This is a genomic window from Pseudomonas azerbaijanoccidentalis (genome assembly GCF_019145495.1).
Taxonomy (GTDB): domain Bacteria; phylum Pseudomonadota; class Gammaproteobacteria; order Pseudomonadales; family Pseudomonadaceae; genus Aquipseudomonas; species Aquipseudomonas azerbaijanoccidentalis.
Genome location: NZ_JAHSTU010000002.1, coordinates 163,000 through 183,585, shown reverse-complemented (window position 1 = coordinate 183,585; position 20,586 = coordinate 163,000). Strand labels below are relative to the sequence as shown.

Here is a 20,586-nt window from a genome sequence, read left to right as displayed (position 1 = left end):
TCTCCTTCGAAAAAGGTCAGTGGTCAGTTCAGGCAATCGGCGTGCTGGCGCAGGTTCTGCCGCGCGTAATAGTTGAACGCGGCAGCGTGGCGTTTCGGCCGGGCAATCCAGTCGTGCGCTTCACGGCCCAGCTCGGGGATGATCGGTTTGATCGTTCCGGCACTCATCGCCAGCAGCTGCAATTTGGCGGCACGCTCGATCAGTTGGGCGATCACACAGGCCTCCTCGATGGTGGCGCCGGTGGACAGCTGGCCGTGGTGGGAAAGCAGCACCGCGCGTTTGTCGCCCAGCGCTCCGGCAATCAAATCGCCTTCTTCGTTACCCACCGGCACGCCCGGCCAGCCTTCGAGAAACGCACAGTCGTCGTAGAGCGGGCAGAGGTCCATGTGGGAAATCTGCAACGGCACTTCGAGCATCGACAACGCCGCGATATGGGTCGGGTGGGTGTGAATGATGCAGTTCACATCCGGCCGGGCGCGGTACACCCAGCTGTGGAAACGGTTGGCCGGATTTGGCATGCCGTGGCCTTCGAGCACTTCCAGGTCTTCGTTGACCAGCAACAGATTGCCCGCGGTGATTTCGTCGAAACCCAGGCCCAGTTGTTGAGTGTAGTAAGTGCCCGGTTGCGGGCCTCGGGCGGTGATTTGCCCGGCCAGGCCGGAATCATGACCGTTCTCGAACAGAATGCGGCAAGTCAGGGCCAGCTTTTGCCGGTCGGTCCACGTATTATCCGCCAGGGTATTTTGCATCTGGCTGAGCGCTTGCTTGACCAGTTGATCTTTGGGCAGTGCTAATGTCTTGGCCATATCGGTGTCCTCTTTGGCTAGTCATGCAGATGACACGAAAGATGCTATATGACACCTTGTGTCATGAGCAAGGACAATTCGTCACCTTCTTGATGGATTAATCGCTCCACATGTCTATCCGTTTGAAATTATTGAGAAAAAAACTTGGCGTGACCCTTGAGGCTTTGGCGGAAAAATCCGGCATGACCAAGAGTTATCTGTCGAAAGTCGAACGCGGGCTCAATACGCCGTCGATTGCGGCTGCGTTGAAACTGGCCAAGGCGTTGAACGTGAAAGTCGAGGAGTTGTTCAGCGAAGACAACGTCAGCCTCGACAGCTACAGCCTGGTGCGCAGCCACGAACGGCAACCATTGGGCACCAGCGAGCACAATCAGGGGTACGCGGTACTGGCCCACCAAGTGAGTGAACGCAGCCTGTTGCCGTTCATCACTTATCCGCCGGCGGAATTTACCGACAAGACCTTCAAGGAACACCTGGGCGAGGAGTTTCTGTTTGTCCACGAAGGGCAGGTGGAGGTCGATTTCGTCAGTGAGCGGGTGCTGCTCAACCGCGGTGATGCGTTGCACTTCAACTCACAGAAGCCGCACCGGATCCGCTCGGTGGGCGAGGTGCAGGCGCAGTTGCTGGTGGTGGTGCACAGCGCCGAGGAATGACCCCCGCTAAAGATCGCAGCCTTCGGCAGCTCCTACACCGATCTATGTAGGAGCTGCCGAAGGCTGCGAGCTTTTGATCTTGATCTAAACCTCGACTGGAACCGTCAGCTTCGGGCTGCCCAATGCATGCGTCTTCGAATCAAAGAACCGCAATTCCACACCCGTTCCCTCAAACACCTTCGCGTAATGCCGCTTCTGATGCTGGATGAACGCCTTGCTGCGCGGGTAAATCGAGATCGCCAGCACTTTCGGTTTGGCCATACGCAAGGCATGGATGATGTGATTGTCTTGCTCAGCCAGCGCATGCCCGAAAATGCACAAACCGTCGGTATGGCCGAGTAACTGCTGATAGCAGAACGACAGGTAATCCGAGCTGCGGATGGTCTTGAGCTTGTCTGCACTCGGCCCTTCGTTGACGAACAGCGGTACGTCGTCGAGGGTCTTGATCGTGTTGTTGATGGCGAAATTACCGAGCAACGTGCCCTCGGTCGACATCAGCTTGCGCGCCGTGCCGTCCTGGTTGCGCACCAGGTGCAGGCCACCGTGCAGGTACAGCAGGCGGGTTTTGTCGGTGGCCGTGGTGCTCAGGTCGAAAGCGGGTTCGGCGCCCTGGAACAGATCGGTGATCGCCTCGGGCTGGTGCTGCAACGCCCAATAATTGATCAAGTCGTAATTGGTGGTGAACACCGTGCGATAGCTGGCCAACTCCTGGTTGATCGTTGCCAGCGTCGATGGCACCACCAACCGCCAGGGAATGTGCACCGCGTGCACGGTGTTGATCAGCGCTTCCTTGATCGCGTAGTAACGATTGCGCGGCGCGGCGGAACTGACGGCCAACGCCTTGTTCACACGGCTGGTGGTTTTCAGCGCGCTCAACACCTGCTCGAAGCTGCGGGTTTGCATCGCCTCGAACACACTCAACTCGGAGGGGCTCAGCGGTTTTTCTTCGACGGTACGGGCGTTTTCGAACAGCGAGTCGTAGCCGAAATCGTCCCACACCGCACGGCTGGCGCCATTGCCTACCAGCAGGCCGCCGAACGCAGCGCTGGCGCGCAGGGCGCTCCAGTCTTCAAGTTGGGCATCGACATCCTGGAAATCGCTCATTGCGTTGTTCGTCTCACGGCAAAAGGTCTGATGGGCGGCGACTTTATCACGACCGGACGCTGAGCCTGCGTGTTCTGACCGGGTACAGCGCGGGCGAAGAACGCTATGCTGCGACTTCGTCCGAACCCACCTCACCGAGCCCCAGATGCTGCAGAAAAGCCTGATCCGCCGCCTCGACCTCATCACCTTGCAACTGTTTGTCGCCGTTCACGAAGAGGGCACGCTGACCCGTGCCGCCGCGCGCGAAGCGATTGCCGTGTCGGCGGCGAGCAAGCGTTTAATGGAGTTGGAGGAAGCCTTGGGGATCAGCCTGTTCGTGCGTCAGGCCAAAGGCATGACGTTGACGCCAGCCGGCGAGACCTTGCTGCATCATGCCCGGCAAATGCTGTTCAACGTCGAGAAAATGGGCCTGGAGTTGGGCGAGCACAGCCACGGGGTGCGCGGCTATGTGCGGATGCTCGCCAACCTGTCAGCGATCATTCAGTTCCTGCCGGAAGACCTGCGGGACTTTTCCGAGCGCCACCCGCAGGTCAAGACCGATCTGGAAGAACGGCCCAGCGCCGGGGTGATTCAAGGGGTTCTGGATGGCGTGGCCGACCTTGGGATCTGCTCCATCGACAGCGACATCAAAGGCTTGCACAGCGTGTTGTATCGACAGGACAAACTGGTGGTGCTGATGCCTGCGCATCATCCGTTGGCGAATCGTTCAAGCCTGGCGTTCGCCGATACGCTGGGCAGCGATTACGTCGGCCTGCACGCCGCCAGTTCGATCAACATGCGCACCCACGCGGCGGCGCGTGAGGCCGGCAAACTGTTACGGGTTCGCATCCATGTGCCGGGATTTGATGCCATGTGCCGCATGGTCCAGGCCAACATGGGCATCGGCGTGCTGCCGCAGCGGGCTTATGAATTGTTCGGTCGGGCACTGGGGCTGACGGCGGTGCCGTTGACCGACGACTGGTCGGATCGCGCCTTGATCGTGGTAGTGCGCGATGAGGCGTTGCTGTCGCCGGTGAGCCGGATGTTGTTTGAGCATTTGCGTGGGTCTTTCTAAAGATCCTGGCTGGTAGCATGGGCCCCATCGCGGGCAAGCCCGCTCCCACAGTGGGCAATGTGAAGCGCAAATTGTGCGAACACCGAAGATCCTTGTGGGAGCGGGCTTGCCCGCGATGGCGGTTTGAAGGTCCCACGATCTCCGCGGGCGTTCGCATTTCGCGAACGCTCGTTGCCAACTGAAGGTTGGATTCCTTGGTCCCCGGTCCTCTAGCCTTGGCCTCAATTCCAAGAACAACTAGAGGTACCCCGCGATGACTGCCCCCTTGAGTGCAATCAAAGTGATCGAGATCGGCACGCTGATCGCTGCGCCATTTGCCGCGCGCATGCTCGCCGAGTTCGGCGCCGAAGTGATCAAGATCGAAGCCATGGGGCAGGGCGATCCCCTGCGCAAATGGCGCAAGCTGCACGAAGGCACTTCGCTGTGGTGGTACTTGCAATCGCGCAACAAGAAGTCGTTGGCGCTGAACCTCAAATCCCCCGAAGGCATCGAACTGGTCAAGCAATTGGCAACCAGCGCCGACGTGCTGATCGAAAACCTGCGCCCCGGCGGCCTGGAAAAACTCGGCCTCGGCTGGGACGTGTTGCACGCCCTCAATCCCAACCTGACGTTGGTGCGGATTTCCGGTTATGGCCAGACCGGCCCCTACCGCGACCGTCCGGGTTTCGGCGCCATCGGCGAGGCCATGGGCGGGATTCGCTACACCACTGGCACCCCCGGTTCGCCACCGGCGCGGGTCGGCGTGAGCCTTGGTGATTCGCTGGCGTCGCTGCACGCGGTGATCGGTGCGCTGATGTCGCTGCTGCGGGTCAAGACCGGGCAGGGCGGCGGGCAAATCGTCGATGTGTCGTTGGCCGAAAGCGTGTTCAACGTCATGGAAAGCCTGGTACCGGAATACGACATGCTCGGCCATGTGCGTGAACGCAGCGGCGGCGCCTTGCCGGGCATCGCACCGTCCAATACCTACCTCACGGCGGATGGCGCCTACGTGGTGATCGCCGGCAACAGCGACCCGATCTACAAACGCCTGATGGAAACCATCGGTCGCCGCGATCTGGCCGACGCGCCTGAGTTCGCCCATAACGACGGGCGTGCCGCCAAGAGCGGATTGCTCGACGCGGCCATCACCCACTGGACCAGCAGCCTGCCGATCGACGAAGTGCTGGCCGCGCTGGAAGCCGCCGAAGTCCCGGCCGGGCGCATTTATTCGGTGGCCGACATCGTTGCCGATCCGCACTATCAAGCGCGGGACATGCTGCTCAACGCCGAACTGCCGGGCGGCGCCACGGTAAAGATGCCGGGCATCGTACCGAAACTCTCGGAAACCCCCGGCGGCGTGAATTGGTCCGGCCCCGGTTTGGGCCAACACACCGACAGCGTCCTCGCGCAACTGGGCCTGACCGTTGCGGACATCCAACGCCTGAAAACTGAAGGAGTGGTGCAATGATCACTGATTATTCCGAGCGCCTGATCGTTCAGGAAGTGTCCCCGCGCGACGGCCTGCAGATCGAACCGACGTGGGTCGAAACCGTCGATAAAATCGCCCTGATCAATCAACTGTCATTGGCAGGATTCAGCCGCATCGAAGCCGGTTCGTTCGTGTCGCCCAAGGCCATTCCGGCGCTGCGCGACGGTGAGCTGGTGTTCAAAGGCATCGCCCGGCAACCGGGGGTGATCTATGTCGCGTTGATCCCCAACCTCAAGGGCGCGCAACGGGCACTGGCCTGTAGCGCCGATGAGCTGAACCTGGTGATGTCCGCCAGCCAGACGCACAACCTGGCGAACATGCGCATGCGCTGCGAAGACTCCTTGGCCGCGTTTGGCGAAATCGTGCAGTTCGTTGGCGAAACGAAAGTGCGACTCAATGCCAGCATCGCTACAACCTTCGGCTGCCCGTTCGAAGGCAAGATTGATGAAGACCGGGTGCTGCAGATCGTCGAGGCCTATCAGGAACTCGGCATCCAGGGCATCACCCTGGCCGACACCACCGGCATGGCCAACCCGCGACAGGTCGATCGTTTGGTGCGCCGTGTTTTGCAGCGGGTGTCGCCGGCGGATTTGACCCTGCATTTCCACAACACCCGAGGCCTCGGCCTGTGCAATGTGCTGGCCGCCTACGAGGCTGGCGCACGGCGTTTCGACGCGGCGCTCGGCGGCCTCGGCGGTTGTCCTTTCGCACCCGGGGCTTCGGGCAACATCTGCACCGAAGACCTGGTCAACCTGTGCGATGAAATCGGCATTCCCACCGGTATCGATCTGCCGCTGCTGCTCAAGCTATCCCGAGGATTGCCAACGCTGCTGGGCCACGAAGTGCCTGGCCAACTGGCCAAGGCCGGACGCAACTGCGACCTGCACCCAGTGCCCTCCTGACTAAACACATAACCCCTGTGAGAGCGGGCTTGCTCGCGAAGGCGGAGTAGCAGTCGCCATCAATGCTGAACTCGAAACCGCATTAGCAAGCCCGCTCCCACAGTAAAAAGCACTTCAACCAGATAACAAAAACAATCGGACACCCCAAGGGAAGTCCGTCTGGAGAAACGCAATGAGCCTTAATGCACTGGAGGCCGGCGCGAGCCCGGCCGTTAGCCACGACGAAGAAAAAGCCCTGGTCAGCAAGGTCGCCTGGCGCCTGATGCCGCTGATCATGGTCTGCTACCTGTTCGCCTTTTTCGACCGCATCAACATCAGCTTCGCCAAATTCCAGCTACAAACCGACTTGAGCCTCAGCGACACCGCTTACGGTCTCGGTGCAGGGCTGTTCGTGGTCGGTTATGTGATTTTCGAAGTGCCGAGCAACATGATGCTGTACAAGGTCGGCGCCCGTCGCTGGATCGCCCGGATCATGATGTCCTGGGGCCTGGCGACTGCACTGATGGTGTTCGTCAACAGCGAATGGCAGTTCTACGTGCTGCGCTTCGTGATCGGCGCGATGGAGGCCGGTTTTGCCCCCGGCGTGCTGTATTACCTGACGCTGTGGTTCCCGCAGCACTACCGTGGGCGCATTACATCGATGTTGTTCCTGTCGTCGGCCTTCGCCGGTCTGGTCGGTGCGCCGTTCTCCGGATTGGTACTGCAACACCTCGACGGCTTCATGGACATGCGCGGCTGGCACTGGTTGTTCCTGCTCGGCGGCGTGCCGTGCATCGGCCTCGGTTTGCTGGTGCTGACCTTGCTCAAGGATCGCATCGAAGACGCCCATTGGCTGACGTCGTCGGAGAAAACCCTGCTGGCCAGCCGTATCGCTCAGCATGAACCGCACAAGAGCGGCGGCTCTCTGCTTGCGGCGCTGCGCATTCCGGGCTTCCTGACCCTCGGCCTGATCTACTTCCTGATTCAGGTCGCGTCCTACGGCCTGAACTTCTGGGCTCCGCAACTGATCCGCAGCGCCGGCACCGAAAGCCCCGTGATGATTGGCCTGCTGACCGCCATTCCGTACATCTGCGGCGCGATCAGCATGGTGGTGATCGGGCGCTTGTCCGATGCCTCCGGCGAACGTCGCAAGTTTGTCGCCGGCCTGGTGGCGGTGGGGGCTATCGGTTTCTTCTGCGCGGGGATTTTCGCCAACCACACGACGTTCCTGATCGTCGCCCTGGGCCTGCTCGGCGCCGGGATCATCGCCTCGATCCCGAGCTTCTGGACCTTGCCACCGAAACTGCTGGCCGGTGCCGGCGCAGGTGCGGCCGGCGGGATTGCGGTGATCAACACCCTGGGCCAGTTCGGCGGCATCGTCAGCCCGGTCATGGTGGGCCGCATCAAAGACCTGACCGGCAGCACCACACCGGCGCTGTATGTCATTGGTGTCTGCGCGCTGATCGCCGTGGCATTGCTGATGTGGGGACTGCCGCAGAAGCTGCGCACCCTCGACAAGTTTTAAAAGATCGCAGCCTTCGGCAGCTCCTACGCGGACCACGCATCCCTGTAGGAGCTGCCGGAGGCTGCGATCTTTTGAGCGGATTGGAGAAGAGTCAAAGCTATAAAATTTTCTGAGTGACCTTTACCAATTTGAAGGCGGAAGTCGACGCGTATGAAATACGCGCAGTACCTGAAGCTGACCTTGACGAACCCGATAGGGAATCAAATACGGGCGATCAGGCATGACCCATTCCCGAGTACCGGGTAAACGTCCTTCTCGGCCTGTCGCTGGAAAGCGGGCGAGGTGATCGACACTGGCTAGAACAGCCTGAACGAAATCTGCTGCCGCTTTCGGGCTCTCCATTGCTATATACGCGGCTTCGTCATCCAGATTCTTTAACGCGGTACGCAACCACTCAACGCGCATTGGCCGTCCACTTATCAGCGATGGCGGTCACTTCTTCTTGTGTAGCGAAGTCCCCCTCATCGGCTTCTTTCAAGGCTTTCTGAATTTCCTCGATTTGCCACGCTTCGCGGGCCAGGTATTCGCGCAACGCATCCACAGCCAAAAATGATTTGCTGCGCCCAGTTGCTTTGGAAAGGCGGGCGAGGGTATCCGCAATTTCGTCCGGTACGCGCAGAGACATGACTGACATGGTGGTCTTCGATGTAGTGGTTTGTAATACAACATACTACACCGTCATCTATGGGGCGCAGCTAGCCCGTTCGTCTGTCGAGATGTTTCAGTCGACAGGCAAGGACCTGATATAGACTGGCGCCCATTCACCAAATCGTTCAAAGGACTTCCCATGACCCCCTCGCTGCTGATGGCTGTTCTCGCCTCGGGATTCATCTATGGCATCACCCCGGGACCGGGCGTGCTGGCGGTGTTTGGCATTGGCGCGGCGCATGGTCGACGGGCTGGGGCGGGGTTTCTTTGCGGGCATTTGCTGGGCGATGTGATCTGGTGCAGCACCGCGCTGGTGGCGATTGTCGGTGCGCGGGAGATCGGCAGCACTGCGTTTGACGTGCTCGGCGTGCTCAGCGGGCTCTATCTGTTCTGGCTCGGTTGGCGCGCGGTACGGGCTCGTCGTAACAGCGCCGAGGCACCGCAAGGCCCGGCGCGCCAGCCGTTCTGGCACGGCATCCTGTTCGGCCTGACCAACCCGAAGGCGTACCCGGTGGCGGTGGCCACGTTCACCGCATTGTTGTCGAGCCGAGCCGAGCTGCTGACGTGGTCGATGCTGCCATGGCTGATCTTCCTGAGCTTCATCGGTGGCCTTATCGCCTACGCTATCCTCATCGGCATTGTCGGGGCGCAGCGGGTACGCACCTTGTACCAACGCCATGAGCTGGCGATTACCCGGTTGTGCGGGGTGATGTTCATTGGTTTTGCCATCAACGCTTTGGCCCATGCATTGCCGGGGCTGGTGACGAACAAGGTTTGACGCTGATCGCTTGGATGCATCAGCCGCACACGTACGGGTCAGGGATGGTTTTTTATTGCTGCATTGTTCGGACACGCGCTCGGCACCATGACCACCAGAAATTCCGCGCCGATGGCGAGCTACATCGACCTGTTGCTGGACGCCGTTTGCGCGGTCGACAAGCAAGGCCGCTTCGTTTTTGTCAGTGCTGCCTGTGAGCGCATTTTCGGCTACAGCCCCGACGAGTTGATCGGCCAGCCAATGATCGATCTGGTGCACCCGGCCGATCGCCAGCGCACCCTTGATGCCGCACGCGAGATCATGGGCGGCGAGCCCAAACTCAACTTCGAAAACCGTTACTTGCGCAAGGACGGCCAAGTGGTACACATCCTCTGGTCGGCGCGCTGGTCGGAGGTCGATCAGCTGCGTATTGCCGTCGCCCGCGACATCACCGAACGCAAGCAGGCCGAGTCCCGGCAAGCGGCGCTGTATGCGATATCCGAAGCGGCCCATGCGGCGGAGGACTTGCTGGCGTTGTTCAAACGCATCCACCTGATCATCGGTGAGTGGTTGCCGGCACTGAATTTTTCCGTGGCGTTGTATGACGAACATTGCGCAGAGCTGAACTTTCCGTATCACGTCGACGACCACGAGCCACAACCCGAACAGCCCGGCACGATCACCGGGCGCCTGTGCGCCGAGGTCATCCGTAGCGGCCTGCCGATTCTGCTGACCCCGGACCAGGAAAACCCACCCCAGGGCTTCGAGGTGCTGGTGACCGGCCAGAACTCGCCATGCTGGTTGGGTGTGCCGCTGAACTCGCAAAACGGCACCATCGGCGCACTGATCGTCAAAAGCATTCCCGGCGGCGAGCGCTACACCGAGCAGGACAAAGAACTGTTGCAGTACGTCTGCGCCCAGGTGGCCACGGCGATCGAACGCAAGCAATTGCACGAGCGACTGCAACGCATGGCTCAGTACGATCAGTTGACCCAGCTGCCCAACCGAGGGTTGCTGCGTGACCGGCTCAAAGTTGCCATCGAAGCGGCGCGTATGGCGCAGGGGCGCATGGCGCTGCTGTATGTCGACCTCGATCGCTTCAAGCAAGTCAACGACACGCACGGCCATGCGGTGGGCGACATGCTTCTGCAAACCGTGGCCAATCGGCTCAAGGGCTGCGTGCGTGAAACCGACACCGTGGCGCGCATTGGCGGTGACGAGTTTGTGGTGTTGCTGCACAGCATCCACGCCTCGGGCGATGCCGATTGCGTGGCTGGCAAAATCCGCCAGGTGCTGTCCGCGCCGCTGCGCCTGGACGGCCACAGCCTGAACATCCAGCCGAGCATCGGCGTTGCCCAATACCCCGAACACGGCACGGAAGAAAAGCAGCTGTTCCGGCACGCCGACGAAGCGATGTACACCGCCAAGCGCGAGCATCACCTGCGGCTCGTCTGAAAATATCACCACCGTTCGTCGTGACGATTTCAGGTTTTCTAAACCTTTTGCTGCGCGAAAATTCAGATTCTATGCGGGCCCCAGCTCGCCGCGACTAAAACCAAGAGGTAGAGAATCATGCCTAACTCAAGAAACTCGAACTCGGGAAATTTCGCCAACGATAAAACCAAGGCGTCTGAAGCGGGTCGTAAAGGTGGGAAAACCACCACCACGACTGTCGATAAAGAGCCTGCGAAACCCGACATGGGCCGTAAAGGCGGACATAACGAGCAAAAGTCTCGCTAGTGGATGAAGGTGGTTTTGATCGAGAAGCGGGAGCGAAAGCTCCCGTTTGAATGTTAAGAGGAGGGCGCGACCATGAGCCCGATGGCCACCCGATTACGCAACAGCGGTTTTGCCGTACTACTGGGCCTGTGCGCCAATAGCGCCTTCGCCCAGACCCCCACCGAATTCATCAACGATGCCTCGGCCCAAGGCGTGGCCGAAATCGAAGCCAGCCGTCTGGCGCATCAAAAGTCCGAATCCAAAGAGGTCAAGGACTACACCATCGTTGTGATCAACGACCGCACCACCGCCAACCAGCACTTGGCGAAAATCGCCAAGCAACTGGACTTGCCTGTGGCCCCGCGCGAAGAAGTGGTGGAAAAGGCCAAGACCTTGATGCCAGAGGTCATGGAAGGCACGACGTTCGACGAGGCCTACACCGCAAACCAGATAAAAACCACTCAGGAAGCCATCGAGCAGCTTGAGCAAACGGCACAGACCACCGACGTGCCGCAAATCAAAGCCTTCGCCGAAGAAACCCTGCCCAAACTGCAAAATCACCTGCAGATGGCCAGGGCGTTGCAGGCCAGTCGCTAGACTCTGCATTGCTCAGGCGACTTCGGTCGCCTGAGCAACTTCAGCAGTCCTGCAAACCTGACTTGCCCTTTTCTTCGACAACAGTACCTTCCAGTTTTATCGTCTGTCCTTCGCCAAGCTTGCGGTACTGCTTTCTCAGCGCCTCCAGTTCCTTGAGGTCCAGCGCTTCCAGGCCCAGCATCGCGTTCTGCGCTTCCTTGGTCACTCGCAGTAATTCATCGACCTTCAAATGCAAAATGTCCGTGTCGCGGTTCTGCGTGTTCTGGATCAGGAACACCATCAGGAACGTAATGATGGTGGTCGAGGTGTTGATGACCAGTTGCCAAGTGTCGTTGTAACCAAAGAACGGACCGCTCACCGCCCACAAAAAAATCAGAATGATCGCTCCCATGAAGGTGGTGGGGCTGCCGGCCCACAGGGCGAGTTTCTGCGCGACTTTTGCGAATTTCATGGCCGTGTTCCTTATTGGGGATGAACCTGAAATTCAGACATCGGGGGCGGGCTGAAAATTCGGCTGGGGTTGCGCGAATGAACCGCCATTGGAGAGATGCCCCCGCGCGCTCCATGTAGCAACTGCCGAAGGCTGCGTTCGGCTGCGAAGCAGTCGTAGACCCGGCGTGTGAGGTCTGTCTGACAGACCGCGACCTCTGATTTTACGACTGCTGCGCAGCCGAACGCAGCCTTCGGCAGCTGCTACGGGTTGTGGATTTGTGGAGGGTTCAATAACGCTTTGACCAAAGGTGGAATAGAGCGCAATCCACCCATCGATGTATTGTAGGGAACCGGTTGTCGGCCGAGGCCTGAACAACGCACCGACAGGAGAACGCAATGAGTTGGTCCGCCAAACAATACGTCGCTTTTGAAGATGAACGCACCCGTCCCGCCCGTGATCTGCTGGCGGCAATCCCCGCTGGGGATGTGCGTTCGGCCGTGGACATCGGTTGCGGCCCCGGTAATTCCACAGAGCTGCTGGTAGAGCGTTTTGCCGGCGCTGAGGTGCGTGGCTTGGACAGTTCCACCGACATGATCGATGCAGCACGCAAGCGCCTGCCGAATGTGCAGTTTGATATCGCCGATATCGACACTTGGAATGAAAACGGCCCCTTTGACGTGATTTTCGCCAACGCGGTATTGCAGTGGGTGCCGGATCACGCCACGTTGCTGCCTTCACTGGTGAACAAACTTGCGCCGGGTGGCAGTCTGGCGATCCAGATGCCGGACAATCTCAACGAACCTTCGCACCGCTTGATGCGTGAAGTCGCGGCTGATGGACCATGGGCAGGCAAACTGGCGGGCGCCGCTGGCCAGCGAACTGACATGGAAAGTGCCAGCGGCTATTACTCGATACTGAGGGCTTGCTGCTCCCGCGTCGATGTGTGGCGCACCACTTACCATCATCCGCTGGCGGACGGTGCCTCGGGCGTAGTCGAGTGGTTCAAGGGCAGCGGTTTGCGGCCGTTTCTCGAACCGCTGGATGAGGCAGAACGGGCGCAGTATCTGAAGCAATATCAGGCGGCTATCGAAAAGGCTTATCCGGCGCTGAGCGATGGTTCGGTGCTGCTGCCGTTTCCGCGTTTGTTTCTGGTGGCGACGCGCTGAGGTGAAAAAGGGGCAGGTGTCATCTGCCCCTTTTTTTCGCGCGTCTGGCGCTCAGGTATTCAAAAATGAATGAAGCAAAGCCGAACAACCCGATCATTGAAATGATCATGATCCCCAACTCTGAACTGGCCATGTTGATCTCTTAGCGAAAGGTGAGCCGAGAGAGTAATTGATCTTTCTTTGGGCTCAACGCCTGGCTACGGATTCTTTACTGCCACTCGAAAATCCATACGAAAAATATACGAGCGCCTTCAAAGGCGCCCGAATTATCGTCAGGACGTTTCTGCATCCATGCGCCGGGCGATCACATCCAGCACATCGCAACCATCGCGCAGCGGTATGCAGCACAGCAATGCGAAGTCGCTGAGAATGACCGAGTCAGTGCTAATTTCACCGCGCATCGCGAGGTTTTCGAGAACCTGCGTCACGGCACCGATTCGGTATCGGGCGCTGCTGAGCAGTGAGTGCAGCGGTTGGGTGGTGTTGACGTAAAAGGAGGGGAGATCGTCGGCGTTGCTGGTTAAAGCCATATATTCTTTCATGAGTGATTACCAATTGTAGGTCGAGGACCTACCACGCAATTGTCGCCAAACAATAGGGTGGTAGCTGCACGCGGGTTGGCGAACCGGACAAGTGGCAAACCGGCAGACCCGAAGGTCTCCCACGCACAGCTACCAAAAAGGGGCAGCAAAGTGCGACTAGAAACGCTCCGGGTAAGACTCGGAGGTTCTATGCCATTGAACATCGAGTCGCCAAACCCGACACGCCATTTGGGCGCGTTCGGACTATAGGGCTCATGACAAAGGCACAGCAATGCGCAAGTGTACGGACATTTCCCAGACTATTGTAGGACGTTGCTTTTTCTGAAAAACGGCTTCGTTTGAGCGCTCTAAGTTCGGGGGTGGAACCGGCGATTCACTAAATGCCGGCCATAAAAAAACCGGCCACCAAGGACCGGTTGATTTATTTCTGCAGCAACCACATCAGCCCTGCTGCAACACCTTGAGTGCCGCCGACGCCAGAAAGCCCGAACGGCTTTTCTCCTCCGGATGGTGCAGTACATATTCATCAATACGGTTGAGCAGGTAGCCGGGCAGCGTAATGTTCAGTTTCTGGGCTTTGCCCAGGTATTTGGTCACGTCAATGTCCACCAACGCCCACGCACATCCCGCGTATTTTGGATCAGCCGCGTGCAAGGTCACTTTGGTGGCGGGCGGAATGGGCGAACCCTCTTCGGCCAGAATCTCGAAATGGCCTTCAATGGCTTCCCGGGCCATCGCCATCGCGTCATCCAGATCTTCCCCGGCGGAAAAGCAGCCCGGAATGTCGGGGACTTCAACGCCCCAGGCGTGCTCGTCGTCGCCCATTGAAATCGCAATTGGGTAAAGCATGTTCATTGTCCTCCGAGGACTCAGCGCCTAGCGCTCGTTAGAGCAGCGCCTGTTGCAAAATACTGATGGCCGTTTTCTTGAGCAGATCTTTCTTGGGATGAGGGACGGTCACCAACCCCGGCTTGGTCGGGTGCTTGAAATGGTGATGACTGCCTCTGATTCGTACCAGATACCAGCCGTCCGCAACGATTTGGCTTATCAAAAATCGGCTATTCACATCACCTCCCTGTGGTGAGCTTGTGGTTACTATACCTACTGATTTTTTGTAATCAACACTATAACCACCAAACCTTCCTGGTTCGGTGATGCAGCGATAGGACCGATTTCAAGAAAGAAATTCGTTACCGGGACAAGTAAAACGTTAACAAAACGCAGATCTTGCGGAAAAACGCTAATTTTCCGCCTATGGAAAAGCGAACCAAATCGCGCCCATAAAAAAACCGGCCATCAAGGCCGGTTTTTTTTGTCTCTACATCCCCCGTCAAAACCCTCTTAACGTGAGACCAAAATTCGATTGGAGCGGGTGAAGGGAATCGAACCCTCGTTATCAGCTTGGGAAGCTGGAGTAATGCCATTATACGACACCCGCTCAGAGCGGTGACTTTGTACCAGATGTGCGCGTGGAAATGAAGTTTTTCTTTGCGCCAGACGGGTTTAGCGCAGATGACACGGAGCAACGACCGGATGACGGTCTGTCGCGGGCAAGCTTCGGGCTACAGGAATGCGTTCAACTCTGTAGAGCGAAGCTTGCTCGCGATGACGCTGTTTCAGATGGCCAATGCATGGTGGTCCTGGACGTAGTGGTAACGCGGTCGGCTTTCGTGTTGCGCCGGTTTCAGGAAGCCCATCAGTGCATTGCGGCTGTCTCGGCAGGCGGCTTTGTGTTCCATGTCGAGAAAGTGGCCGGTGGCTTCAAGAGTGGTGAAGGTGGCTTGTTGCACGTGATTGGCGAACAACCGGGCGCCATCGGCGGCGGTGTATTCGTCCCATTCGCCGTTCATGAACAGCACCGGCACGTTGATTTTCTGTGCGGCTTTGAAGAAGCATTGACGATCACTGTGCAGCAGGTCGCTGATGTGGAAGTGCATCTGCCCGTATTCATGCTCGGCCAGGGAACTGACGTGCCGATAGTTGAAGCGCTTGAACAACGTTGGCAGGTGCTTGCCGATGGTGCTATTCACCAGGTTGCCGACCCGGTCGCCATCCCGGCTGCCGAGGTAATCGACGCCGCGCTCAAGGTAATCGAGCATGTGCGCGTTGATTTCCGGCGAGAACGAACTGATCACGGCTTTTTCGATGCGTCGTGGTTGTTGCGACAGCGCGACCATGGTCGCCGCACCACCCCAGGAAAACGACAGCACGTGTTCGGCGGCGAAGTGGTCGATCAGCTCCAGGAGGATCTGCCCTTCGATTTCCTTGGTGAGCATTTTCTCATGCAGGTTGTGGGCTTTTGACTTGCCCGCGTAGGGCTGGTCGTAGCAAACCACGTTGAACTGCGGATGAAGGTTTTTCACGGTTTGTGCAAACGACGCAGTCGTGGCCATCGAGCCGTTGACCAAGATAATGGTCTTCTCTGCGGCGTCTGCGCGATAGAACTCCGTGTAAACCCGATACTGACCCTGTATATCCAGCACAGCGATTTCTGGCCTCATGTCATAAGACTCCTGGCAAGCGGGTATGCGCGCAAAAGAGATTGCACGAGCTTTGTGACAGGTAGGCATATGCCTTGGAATTTGCAGGCCCATGTCGATCCAGTGCAGTCCGGTCGACGGGTATTGTTATTGGCGGGCAGTTTGCCGGGTGAGGCCGGAACCCAAGGGTTCCTACCGGCAAAAAGTTTCTTAGAAGTATTTGGTGACTCGTCGGTCACATTTCGGCCGACGTCCTGATTCAAGCAGGGGTCACATCATTGCGCAAGTGCCGTTGGTAAATTGTTCGACAACTTCTGCTCAGCGGTAGGCTGCTTAGATCAATCCGATCTCATCATCGGTCAGCGGGCGGTATTCGCCCGGTTTCAACGCATCGTCGAGCACCAGCGGCCCCATGCGTTCGCGGTGCAGGCGTAGCACTTTGTTGTTGAAGTGACCGAACATGCGCTTCACCTGATGATAGCGGCCCTCAATGATGCTCAGGCGCGCCGATTTCGGCCCCAGCAGCTCTAACCCGGCCGGTTGGGTGGTGAGGTCTTCGAAGGCGAAGTACAGCCCTTCATTGAAGGTGATCGCGTATTCGGGGCCGATGTCTTGCTCGGTTTCGACGTAGTAGATCTTCGGCAGCTTGGTCTGCGGTTGGGTCAGGCGGCGCGACCAGCTGCCGTCATTTGTAATCAGCATCAGGCCGGTGGTGTTGAAATCCAGGCGTCCGGCGATGTGCAGTTCGTCCTTGTCCGGTTCATGGATCAGGTCGAGCACGGTCGGGTGCTGCGGATCGCGGGTGGCGCTGACGCAACCGGCGGGTTTGTGCAGCATGAAGTGGCGCAACGGTTTGCCGACTTGCAGCACTTCGTCGTCGACCTCGACGCGGCTGAACTCGCGGACGTCGCTGTGCGGGTCGCTGACGATTTTGCCGTCAATCCTGATGCGCTTTTCTACCAGCAACAGGCGCACCTGCTTACGGTTGAAGCGGGGCAGGTTGCTGAGAAAACGGTCGACGCGCATGACTTAAGGATCGGTAAAGAAAGGGCCGCGCATCTTACTTGATCGACCCGGACGCTGCTTGCAACTGCGCCTCGACCTCGGCACATCGCGGGCACAGGCACGCGGCGTTGCGCAGTTCGGCGGGCAGCGCTTCAAGCACCGCCGGGTCGATGCTGACGCCGTAGCACCAGCACGCTTGGTCAGCGGTTCGCGGGTCGGCCAGGGCGCAGTCGTTGGGTGCGCCGCAGGCGGGGCAGAGGTCAGGCGGGTTCATAACTGGAGTGAGGCATTTCCACGCAGGTGCGGTTACGGCCACTTTGTTTGGCCCGGTACATCGCATGATCGGCCCGCGACAGCAGTGTGTGCAAGGTGTCGTCGCTTTGCAGGGTGGTCAGGCCGATGCTGACGGTCAGATGCAGGGTGCTGCCGTTGTAGGCATATCGCTGTTGTTCAACATGATGACGAATTTTCTCGGCGATCATCAGACCGGTCTCACCGTCAGTGTCCTTGAGCAGCACGATGAATTCTTCACCGCCCCAGCGACAGACGATGTCGGAATGGCGCAGGCAGCTCTCCAGGTCGCGGGCGAAGCCGATCAGCACCTGATCGCCGGCCAGGTGACCGTAGGTGTCGTTCAAGGCCTTGAAGTGGTCCAGATCCAGCAACAGCGCCGTGAGCGGTTTCGGCTCGCGTTGAGCTTCATGCATGGCTTGCGCGGCCAACAGGTCGAAGCCGCGACGGTTGGGCAGTTCCGTCAGGCTGTCGAGGGTGGCCTGGGCCTGGATCTTGTTCTGATAGCGCTTGATCACCCGGTTTAGCAGGGCCAGCACCGTCAGCGTCACCACCAGGCAGATCAGCAGGTTGAGGTACAGCGAGCGGCGGATGTCACTGAGGTCGCCGTCTTCGAGCTTGTCGACAAACAGGTACCAGTTCAGCTCCGGGATGAACCGCACGTTGAGGAAATGTCCCTGGCCCTGACCGGAATATTCGTAGCTGCCGCTGTGCGGCTTGGGCAACTGGCTGACCAGGTTCTTCATGCTTTCAAGCTCGCTCAGCGGCTGCCCGGCCAGCGCGCCTTGCGGGCCACCTTCGGCACCGGTGAGCACCAACCGCCCAAAGGTGTCGACGAAGTACACGCTGCGCTGGTAATGCTGCTGGTACTTGTCGATCAGTTTGATCACCGCATCGACCGTCAGCCCGACACCGGCGGCGCCGATGAAGCGGTCGTTGTAATCATAGACTTTGTAGTTGATGAAGACGGTCAGGTTGTCTTTGTTGGCGAGGTCCGGATCGACGTTGATCTCGTACGGGTCCTTCATGTCGCGCACGCGGAAGTACCAGGCATCCCTCGGCTCGGTGGCCTTGACCTGCTTGAGTACGCCCTTGGCGTGGTAGTAAGTCAGGCTGGTGTTGGAGACGAAAAACGCGGTGTAGGCGCCGTAGTGGGTCATGACCTCGTTGAGGTAGCGGGTCATCTGGTCGGAGTCTTTTTCACCGTTGACCACCCAGTCGCGCATGAAGGTGTCGCGGGCCATCATCGAGGAAATCAGGATCGGTCTGACAAGATCTTTCTGGATTTCCGAATAGACCGTGTCGGATGTCAGCGGCAATTCGGTGTTGACGATGTTGTCGCGGATCGACGCCCGCGAGGCGTAGTAACTGAGCAATGAAGTGGCGAGGAAACCCGCGCCGAGCAACGCGACCAGCGTGAGGACCAACGAACGTTGAGAATACAGCGGCGAGCGAAGCGGCATGGCAATTCCGTTGTCAGTAATCCGATGGCATGCATTCTAGTGTCACTGCCGGGAAATAACTGCTCTATGTGCGCCGCGAATGGTCGTTCCTACATCACACCCGTCCCTGTAGGAGCTGCCGAAGGCTGCGATCTTTTGATCTTTAAAAACAGAATCAAATGATCGCAGCCTTCGGCAGCTCCTACAGGATTACTGTCAGGCGAGGGTTTTCAGGTAGGCACGCCATCCGCCGAGGTGGCTGATGTCGGTGGCGCCCTCCAGGCCATACGGCTCACAGATGAACCCGCTTTCCCAGCGACCGTCCGCCAGTTGCACCTTGCCCAGCCCCAGCGGTGCCGGAATCCCGGTCAGGAACGAACCCAGCTCACTGCTCGGCAACTCCCACACTTCCACGGCAATCGATACGCCGCCGTCCTTTACCCGGACCATGCCTGGACGGAACGGCGGACCATCGGCCAGGGCGTACAGTTGATAGTCGGATGAACTGGATGTCGTTTCCACCAACCGGGCGCCGCGCTGCTTGAGCTGCCAGTTCAGCGCCAATCCGTCCAGGTGTGCACCGCAGACCACCAGCCGCGCACGGTCGTTGCGTGCAACGTTGATCGGAGCTGGCGTAGCCGAACCTTGCTGACGCTGCAAACCATCGGCCACGCTCAATAGATATTGATCGGTAAACGCTCGGCCAAACAACGTCACGCCCCACGGCAAACCGTTGCCCATGAAACCGCTTGGCACGGCGATGGCGGCGTAGTCCAGCAGGTTCATGAAGTTGGTGTAGTAGCCCAGTTCGGAGTTGCGCAGCACCGGTTCGGCTGCGAGTTCTGCCAGGGTGACCGGGCGGCCAATGGTCGGCGTGACCACGCAATCGAGGTTTTCCAGCGCCTTGTCGCACAGGGCTTTCAACGCTTGCAGGCGGTATTGGGCACGGAAGGTTTGCACGCCGCTGACGGCCGGCGCCTTGGCGAGTACGGCGCGGATTACCGGCAACACGGCTTCGGGGTTTTGCTCCATCAGTTCGCCGGCCACGCTGTAGCGTTCAGCCACCCAAGGGCCCTCATAAAGCAGACGTGCCGCTTCAAGGAACGGCGTCAGGTCCAGTTCCACGGCTTCGCCACCCAGACGCTTGAGTTCATCGATCGCATCACCGAACAACGCCGGTCCTTCGGCGCAACCGAAAAATTCCAGGTCTTGCGCGCGGGGCACGCCGAAGCGGAACGGACGCGGTGCGCCGAACGCCGAGCCGTCATTCCACAGCGGATTGCTACGGCTGTACTCGTCCCGTGGGTCGAGTTTGGCGGTCAATGCCAATAACTGACTGGCTTCCCGGGCGGTCGCAGTAAAGGTGGTCACGCAATCCAGCGTGCGACAGGCCGGCACCACTCCAGCGGTGGAAATCAAACCTTTGGTGGCTTTCATACCCACCAGATTATTCAGGCCTGCCGGCACGCGTCCGGAGCCTGCGGTGTCGGTGCCCAACGAAAAACTCGCAACACCCAGGGCCACCGCCAATGAAGAACCGGCGCTGGAGCCACCCGATGGATACTCCGGCAACACGCTGTTCGGGCACGCGCCATACGGCGAACGACTGCCGTTGAGGCCGGTGGCGAATTGATCGAGATTGGTCTTGCCCAACGGCACCGCACCCAACGCCAGCAGTTGCTCGACGATGGTTGCCGAGCGTTCGGGTACGTAGGCAAACGCCGGGCAGGCTGCCGTGGTTGGAATGCCCGCCAGATCGATGTTGTCCTTGATCGCGAAGGGTACGCCGTACAGCGGCAAGCTGTCGATATCGCGACCGTCGAGGGCGGCGAGGTACGGTTCCAGTTCCTCGACATTCAGCAAGTGGATGAACAAGTGATAGTCCGGGTTGAGCGCCGCGGCTTTGTCCCGCAGGCTCAGCAGCAGTTGCCGGGGCGTGGTGCTGCCGTCGCGATAAGCGCTGCGCAGGGCGTCGAGTTGCAGATTGATGTTCATGGTGTGCGTCCTTTTCAAAA

At 59.0% G+C, this 20,586-nt stretch carries 23 protein-coding genes and 1 tRNA gene; 10 read left to right on the top strand and 14 right to left on the bottom strand.

Annotated elements, in window-relative coordinates; translation table 11 throughout:
• Window positions 1-23: 23 nt before the first annotated feature.
• Window positions 24-806 carry an aldolase gene (locus KVG88_RS07410; protein WP_150705163.1) on the bottom strand — a complete coding sequence of 261 codons (783 nt, stop codon included), beginning with the start codon at window positions 804-806 and terminating at the stop codon, window positions 24-26.
• 110 nt (window positions 807-916) lie between these two features.
• Between KVG88_RS07410 and KVG88_RS07405 the strand changes: the two genes are divergently transcribed.
• Window positions 917-1,459 carry a helix-turn-helix domain-containing protein gene (locus KVG88_RS07405; protein ID WP_150705164.1) on the top strand — a complete coding sequence of 181 codons (543 nt, stop codon included), beginning with the start codon at window positions 917-919 and terminating at the stop codon, window positions 1,457-1,459.
• A gap of 84 nt (window positions 1,460-1,543) precedes the next feature.
• Here KVG88_RS07405 and KVG88_RS07400 read toward each other — a convergent pair whose 3' ends face one another.
• The gene (locus KVG88_RS07400; RefSeq protein WP_150705165.1) at window positions 1,544-2,563 is read right to left on the bottom strand and encodes a DUF4917 family protein; all 1,020 of its coding nucleotides are present in this window, start codon (window positions 2,561-2,563) and stop codon (window positions 1,544-1,546) included.
• Window positions 2,564-2,708: 145 nt separating this feature from the next.
• On the opposite strand from KVG88_RS07400, the gene KVG88_RS07395 reads away from it, so the two are divergent.
• The 4 genes from KVG88_RS07395 to KVG88_RS07380 all read left to right on the top strand — a co-directional run bounded on the left by KVG88_RS07395 (window position 2,709) and on the right by KVG88_RS07380 (window position 7,491).
• A complete protein-coding gene (locus KVG88_RS07395; RefSeq protein ID WP_217870983.1) occupies window positions 2,709-3,617 on the top strand; it encodes a LysR family transcriptional regulator in 909 nt (302 codons plus the stop codon).
• A 253-nt stretch (window positions 3,618-3,870) separates the two neighbouring features.
• Entirely contained in the window at window positions 3,871-5,064 is a 1,194-nt protein-coding gene (locus KVG88_RS07390) for a CaiB/BaiF CoA transferase family protein (protein ID WP_217870982.1), read from the top strand.
• Window positions 5,061-5,987 carry a hydroxymethylglutaryl-CoA lyase gene (locus KVG88_RS07385; protein ID WP_217870981.1) on the top strand — a complete coding sequence of 309 codons (927 nt, stop codon included), beginning with the start codon at window positions 5,061-5,063 and terminating at the stop codon, window positions 5,985-5,987. Before KVG88_RS07390 ends, KVG88_RS07385 begins: the two co-directional genes overlap by 4 nt.
• A gap of 172 nt (window positions 5,988-6,159) precedes the next feature.
• Window positions 6,160-7,491: an MFS transporter gene (locus KVG88_RS07380; protein WP_150705169.1), complete on the top strand. Its 1,332-nt coding sequence runs from the start codon at window positions 6,160-6,162 to the stop codon at window positions 7,489-7,491.
• A gap of 120 nt (window positions 7,492-7,611) precedes the next feature.
• Here KVG88_RS07380 and KVG88_RS07375 read toward each other — a convergent pair whose 3' ends face one another.
• Window positions 7,612-7,896, bottom strand: a complete 285-nt coding sequence (locus KVG88_RS07375) for a type II toxin-antitoxin system RelE/ParE family toxin (RefSeq protein ID WP_217870980.1) — start codon at window positions 7,894-7,896, stop codon at window positions 7,612-7,614.
• Window positions 7,886-8,125 (bottom strand): CopG family ribbon-helix-helix protein, encoded by a 240-nt coding sequence (locus tag KVG88_RS07370; protein WP_075947522.1) that lies wholly within the window; start codon window positions 8,123-8,125, stop codon window positions 7,886-7,888. The genes KVG88_RS07375 and KVG88_RS07370 overlap by 11 nt, the downstream gene beginning before the upstream one ends.
• 153 nt (window positions 8,126-8,278) lie before the next feature.
• On the opposite strand from KVG88_RS07370, the gene KVG88_RS07365 reads away from it, so the two are divergent.
• The 4 genes from KVG88_RS07365 to KVG88_RS07350 all read left to right on the top strand — a co-directional run bounded on the left by KVG88_RS07365 (window position 8,279) and on the right by KVG88_RS07350 (window position 11,212).
• Entirely contained in the window at window positions 8,279-8,917 is a 639-nt protein-coding gene (locus KVG88_RS07365; protein ID WP_217870979.1) for a LysE family translocator, read from the top strand.
• Window positions 8,918-9,004: 87 nt separating this feature from the next.
• Window positions 9,005-10,351, top strand: coding sequence for a sensor domain-containing protein (locus tag KVG88_RS07360; RefSeq protein ID WP_217870978.1), 1,347 nt, complete (start codon window positions 9,005-9,007; stop codon window positions 10,349-10,351).
• Window positions 10,352-10,468: 117 nt separating this feature from the next.
• Window positions 10,469-10,636 (top strand): KGG domain-containing protein, encoded by a 168-nt coding sequence (locus KVG88_RS07355; RefSeq protein WP_150705078.1) that lies wholly within the window; start codon window positions 10,469-10,471, stop codon window positions 10,634-10,636.
• 72 nt (window positions 10,637-10,708) lie between these two features.
• Window positions 10,709-11,212 (top strand): DUF4142 domain-containing protein, encoded by a 504-nt coding sequence (locus tag KVG88_RS07350; protein WP_150705077.1) that lies wholly within the window; start codon window positions 10,709-10,711, stop codon window positions 11,210-11,212.
• Window positions 11,213-11,252: 40 nt separating this feature from the next.
• Here the strand turns inward: KVG88_RS07350 and KVG88_RS07345 are convergent, their stop codons facing one another.
• Complete coding sequence (locus KVG88_RS07345; RefSeq protein ID WP_150705076.1) at window positions 11,253-11,663, bottom strand: low affinity iron permease family protein; 411 nt, start codon at window positions 11,661-11,663, stop codon at window positions 11,253-11,255.
• 377 nt (window positions 11,664-12,040) lie between these two features.
• Between KVG88_RS07345 and tam the strand changes: the two genes are divergently transcribed.
• Window positions 12,041-12,811 (top strand): trans-aconitate 2-methyltransferase, encoded by a 771-nt coding sequence (gene tam, locus KVG88_RS07340; RefSeq protein ID WP_217870977.1) that lies wholly within the window; start codon window positions 12,041-12,043, stop codon window positions 12,809-12,811.
• Window positions 12,812-13,083: 272 nt separating this feature from the next.
• Here tam and KVG88_RS07335 read toward each other — a convergent pair whose 3' ends face one another.
• The 9 genes from KVG88_RS07335 to atzF all read right to left on the bottom strand — a co-directional run bounded on the left by KVG88_RS07335 (window position 13,084) and on the right by atzF (window position 20,566).
• On the bottom strand, window positions 13,084-13,353 hold the full coding sequence (locus KVG88_RS07335) for a short-chain dehydrogenase (protein WP_217870976.1): 270 nt from the start codon (window positions 13,351-13,353) through the stop codon (window positions 13,084-13,086).
• Window positions 13,354-13,794: 441 nt separating this feature from the next.
• A complete protein-coding gene (locus tag KVG88_RS07330; RefSeq protein WP_217870975.1) occupies window positions 13,795-14,202 on the bottom strand; it encodes a type II toxin-antitoxin system HicB family antitoxin in 408 nt (135 codons plus the stop codon).
• 37 nt (window positions 14,203-14,239) lie between these two features.
• The gene (locus KVG88_RS07325; protein WP_007984690.1) at window positions 14,240-14,419 is read right to left on the bottom strand and encodes a type II toxin-antitoxin system HicA family toxin; all 180 of its coding nucleotides are present in this window, start codon (window positions 14,417-14,419) and stop codon (window positions 14,240-14,242) included.
• 298 nt (window positions 14,420-14,717) lie between these two features.
• Window positions 14,718-14,791 (bottom strand) — tRNA-Gly (locus KVG88_RS07320).
• A 178-nt stretch (window positions 14,792-14,969) separates the two neighbouring features.
• The gene (locus KVG88_RS07315; protein ID WP_150705072.1) at window positions 14,970-15,854 is read right to left on the bottom strand and encodes an alpha/beta fold hydrolase; all 885 of its coding nucleotides are present in this window, start codon (window positions 15,852-15,854) and stop codon (window positions 14,970-14,972) included.
• A 312-nt stretch (window positions 15,855-16,166) separates the two neighbouring features.
• A complete protein-coding gene (locus KVG88_RS07310; RefSeq protein ID WP_217870974.1) occupies window positions 16,167-16,859 on the bottom strand; it encodes a pseudouridine synthase in 693 nt (230 codons plus the stop codon).
• 34 nt (window positions 16,860-16,893) lie between these two features.
• Entirely contained in the window at window positions 16,894-17,112 is a 219-nt protein-coding gene (locus KVG88_RS07305; protein WP_150705070.1) for a cysteine-rich CWC family protein, read from the bottom strand.
• Entirely contained in the window at window positions 17,099-18,592 is a 1,494-nt protein-coding gene (locus KVG88_RS07300; protein WP_217870973.1) for a sensor domain-containing diguanylate cyclase, read from the bottom strand. Before KVG88_RS07300 ends, KVG88_RS07305 begins: the two co-directional genes overlap by 14 nt.
• Before the next feature lie 195 nt (window positions 18,593-18,787).
• Window positions 18,788-20,566, bottom strand: coding sequence for an allophanate hydrolase (gene atzF, locus KVG88_RS07295; RefSeq protein WP_217870972.1), 1,779 nt, complete (start codon window positions 20,564-20,566; stop codon window positions 18,788-18,790).
• Window positions 20,567-20,586: the final 20 nt, after the last annotated feature.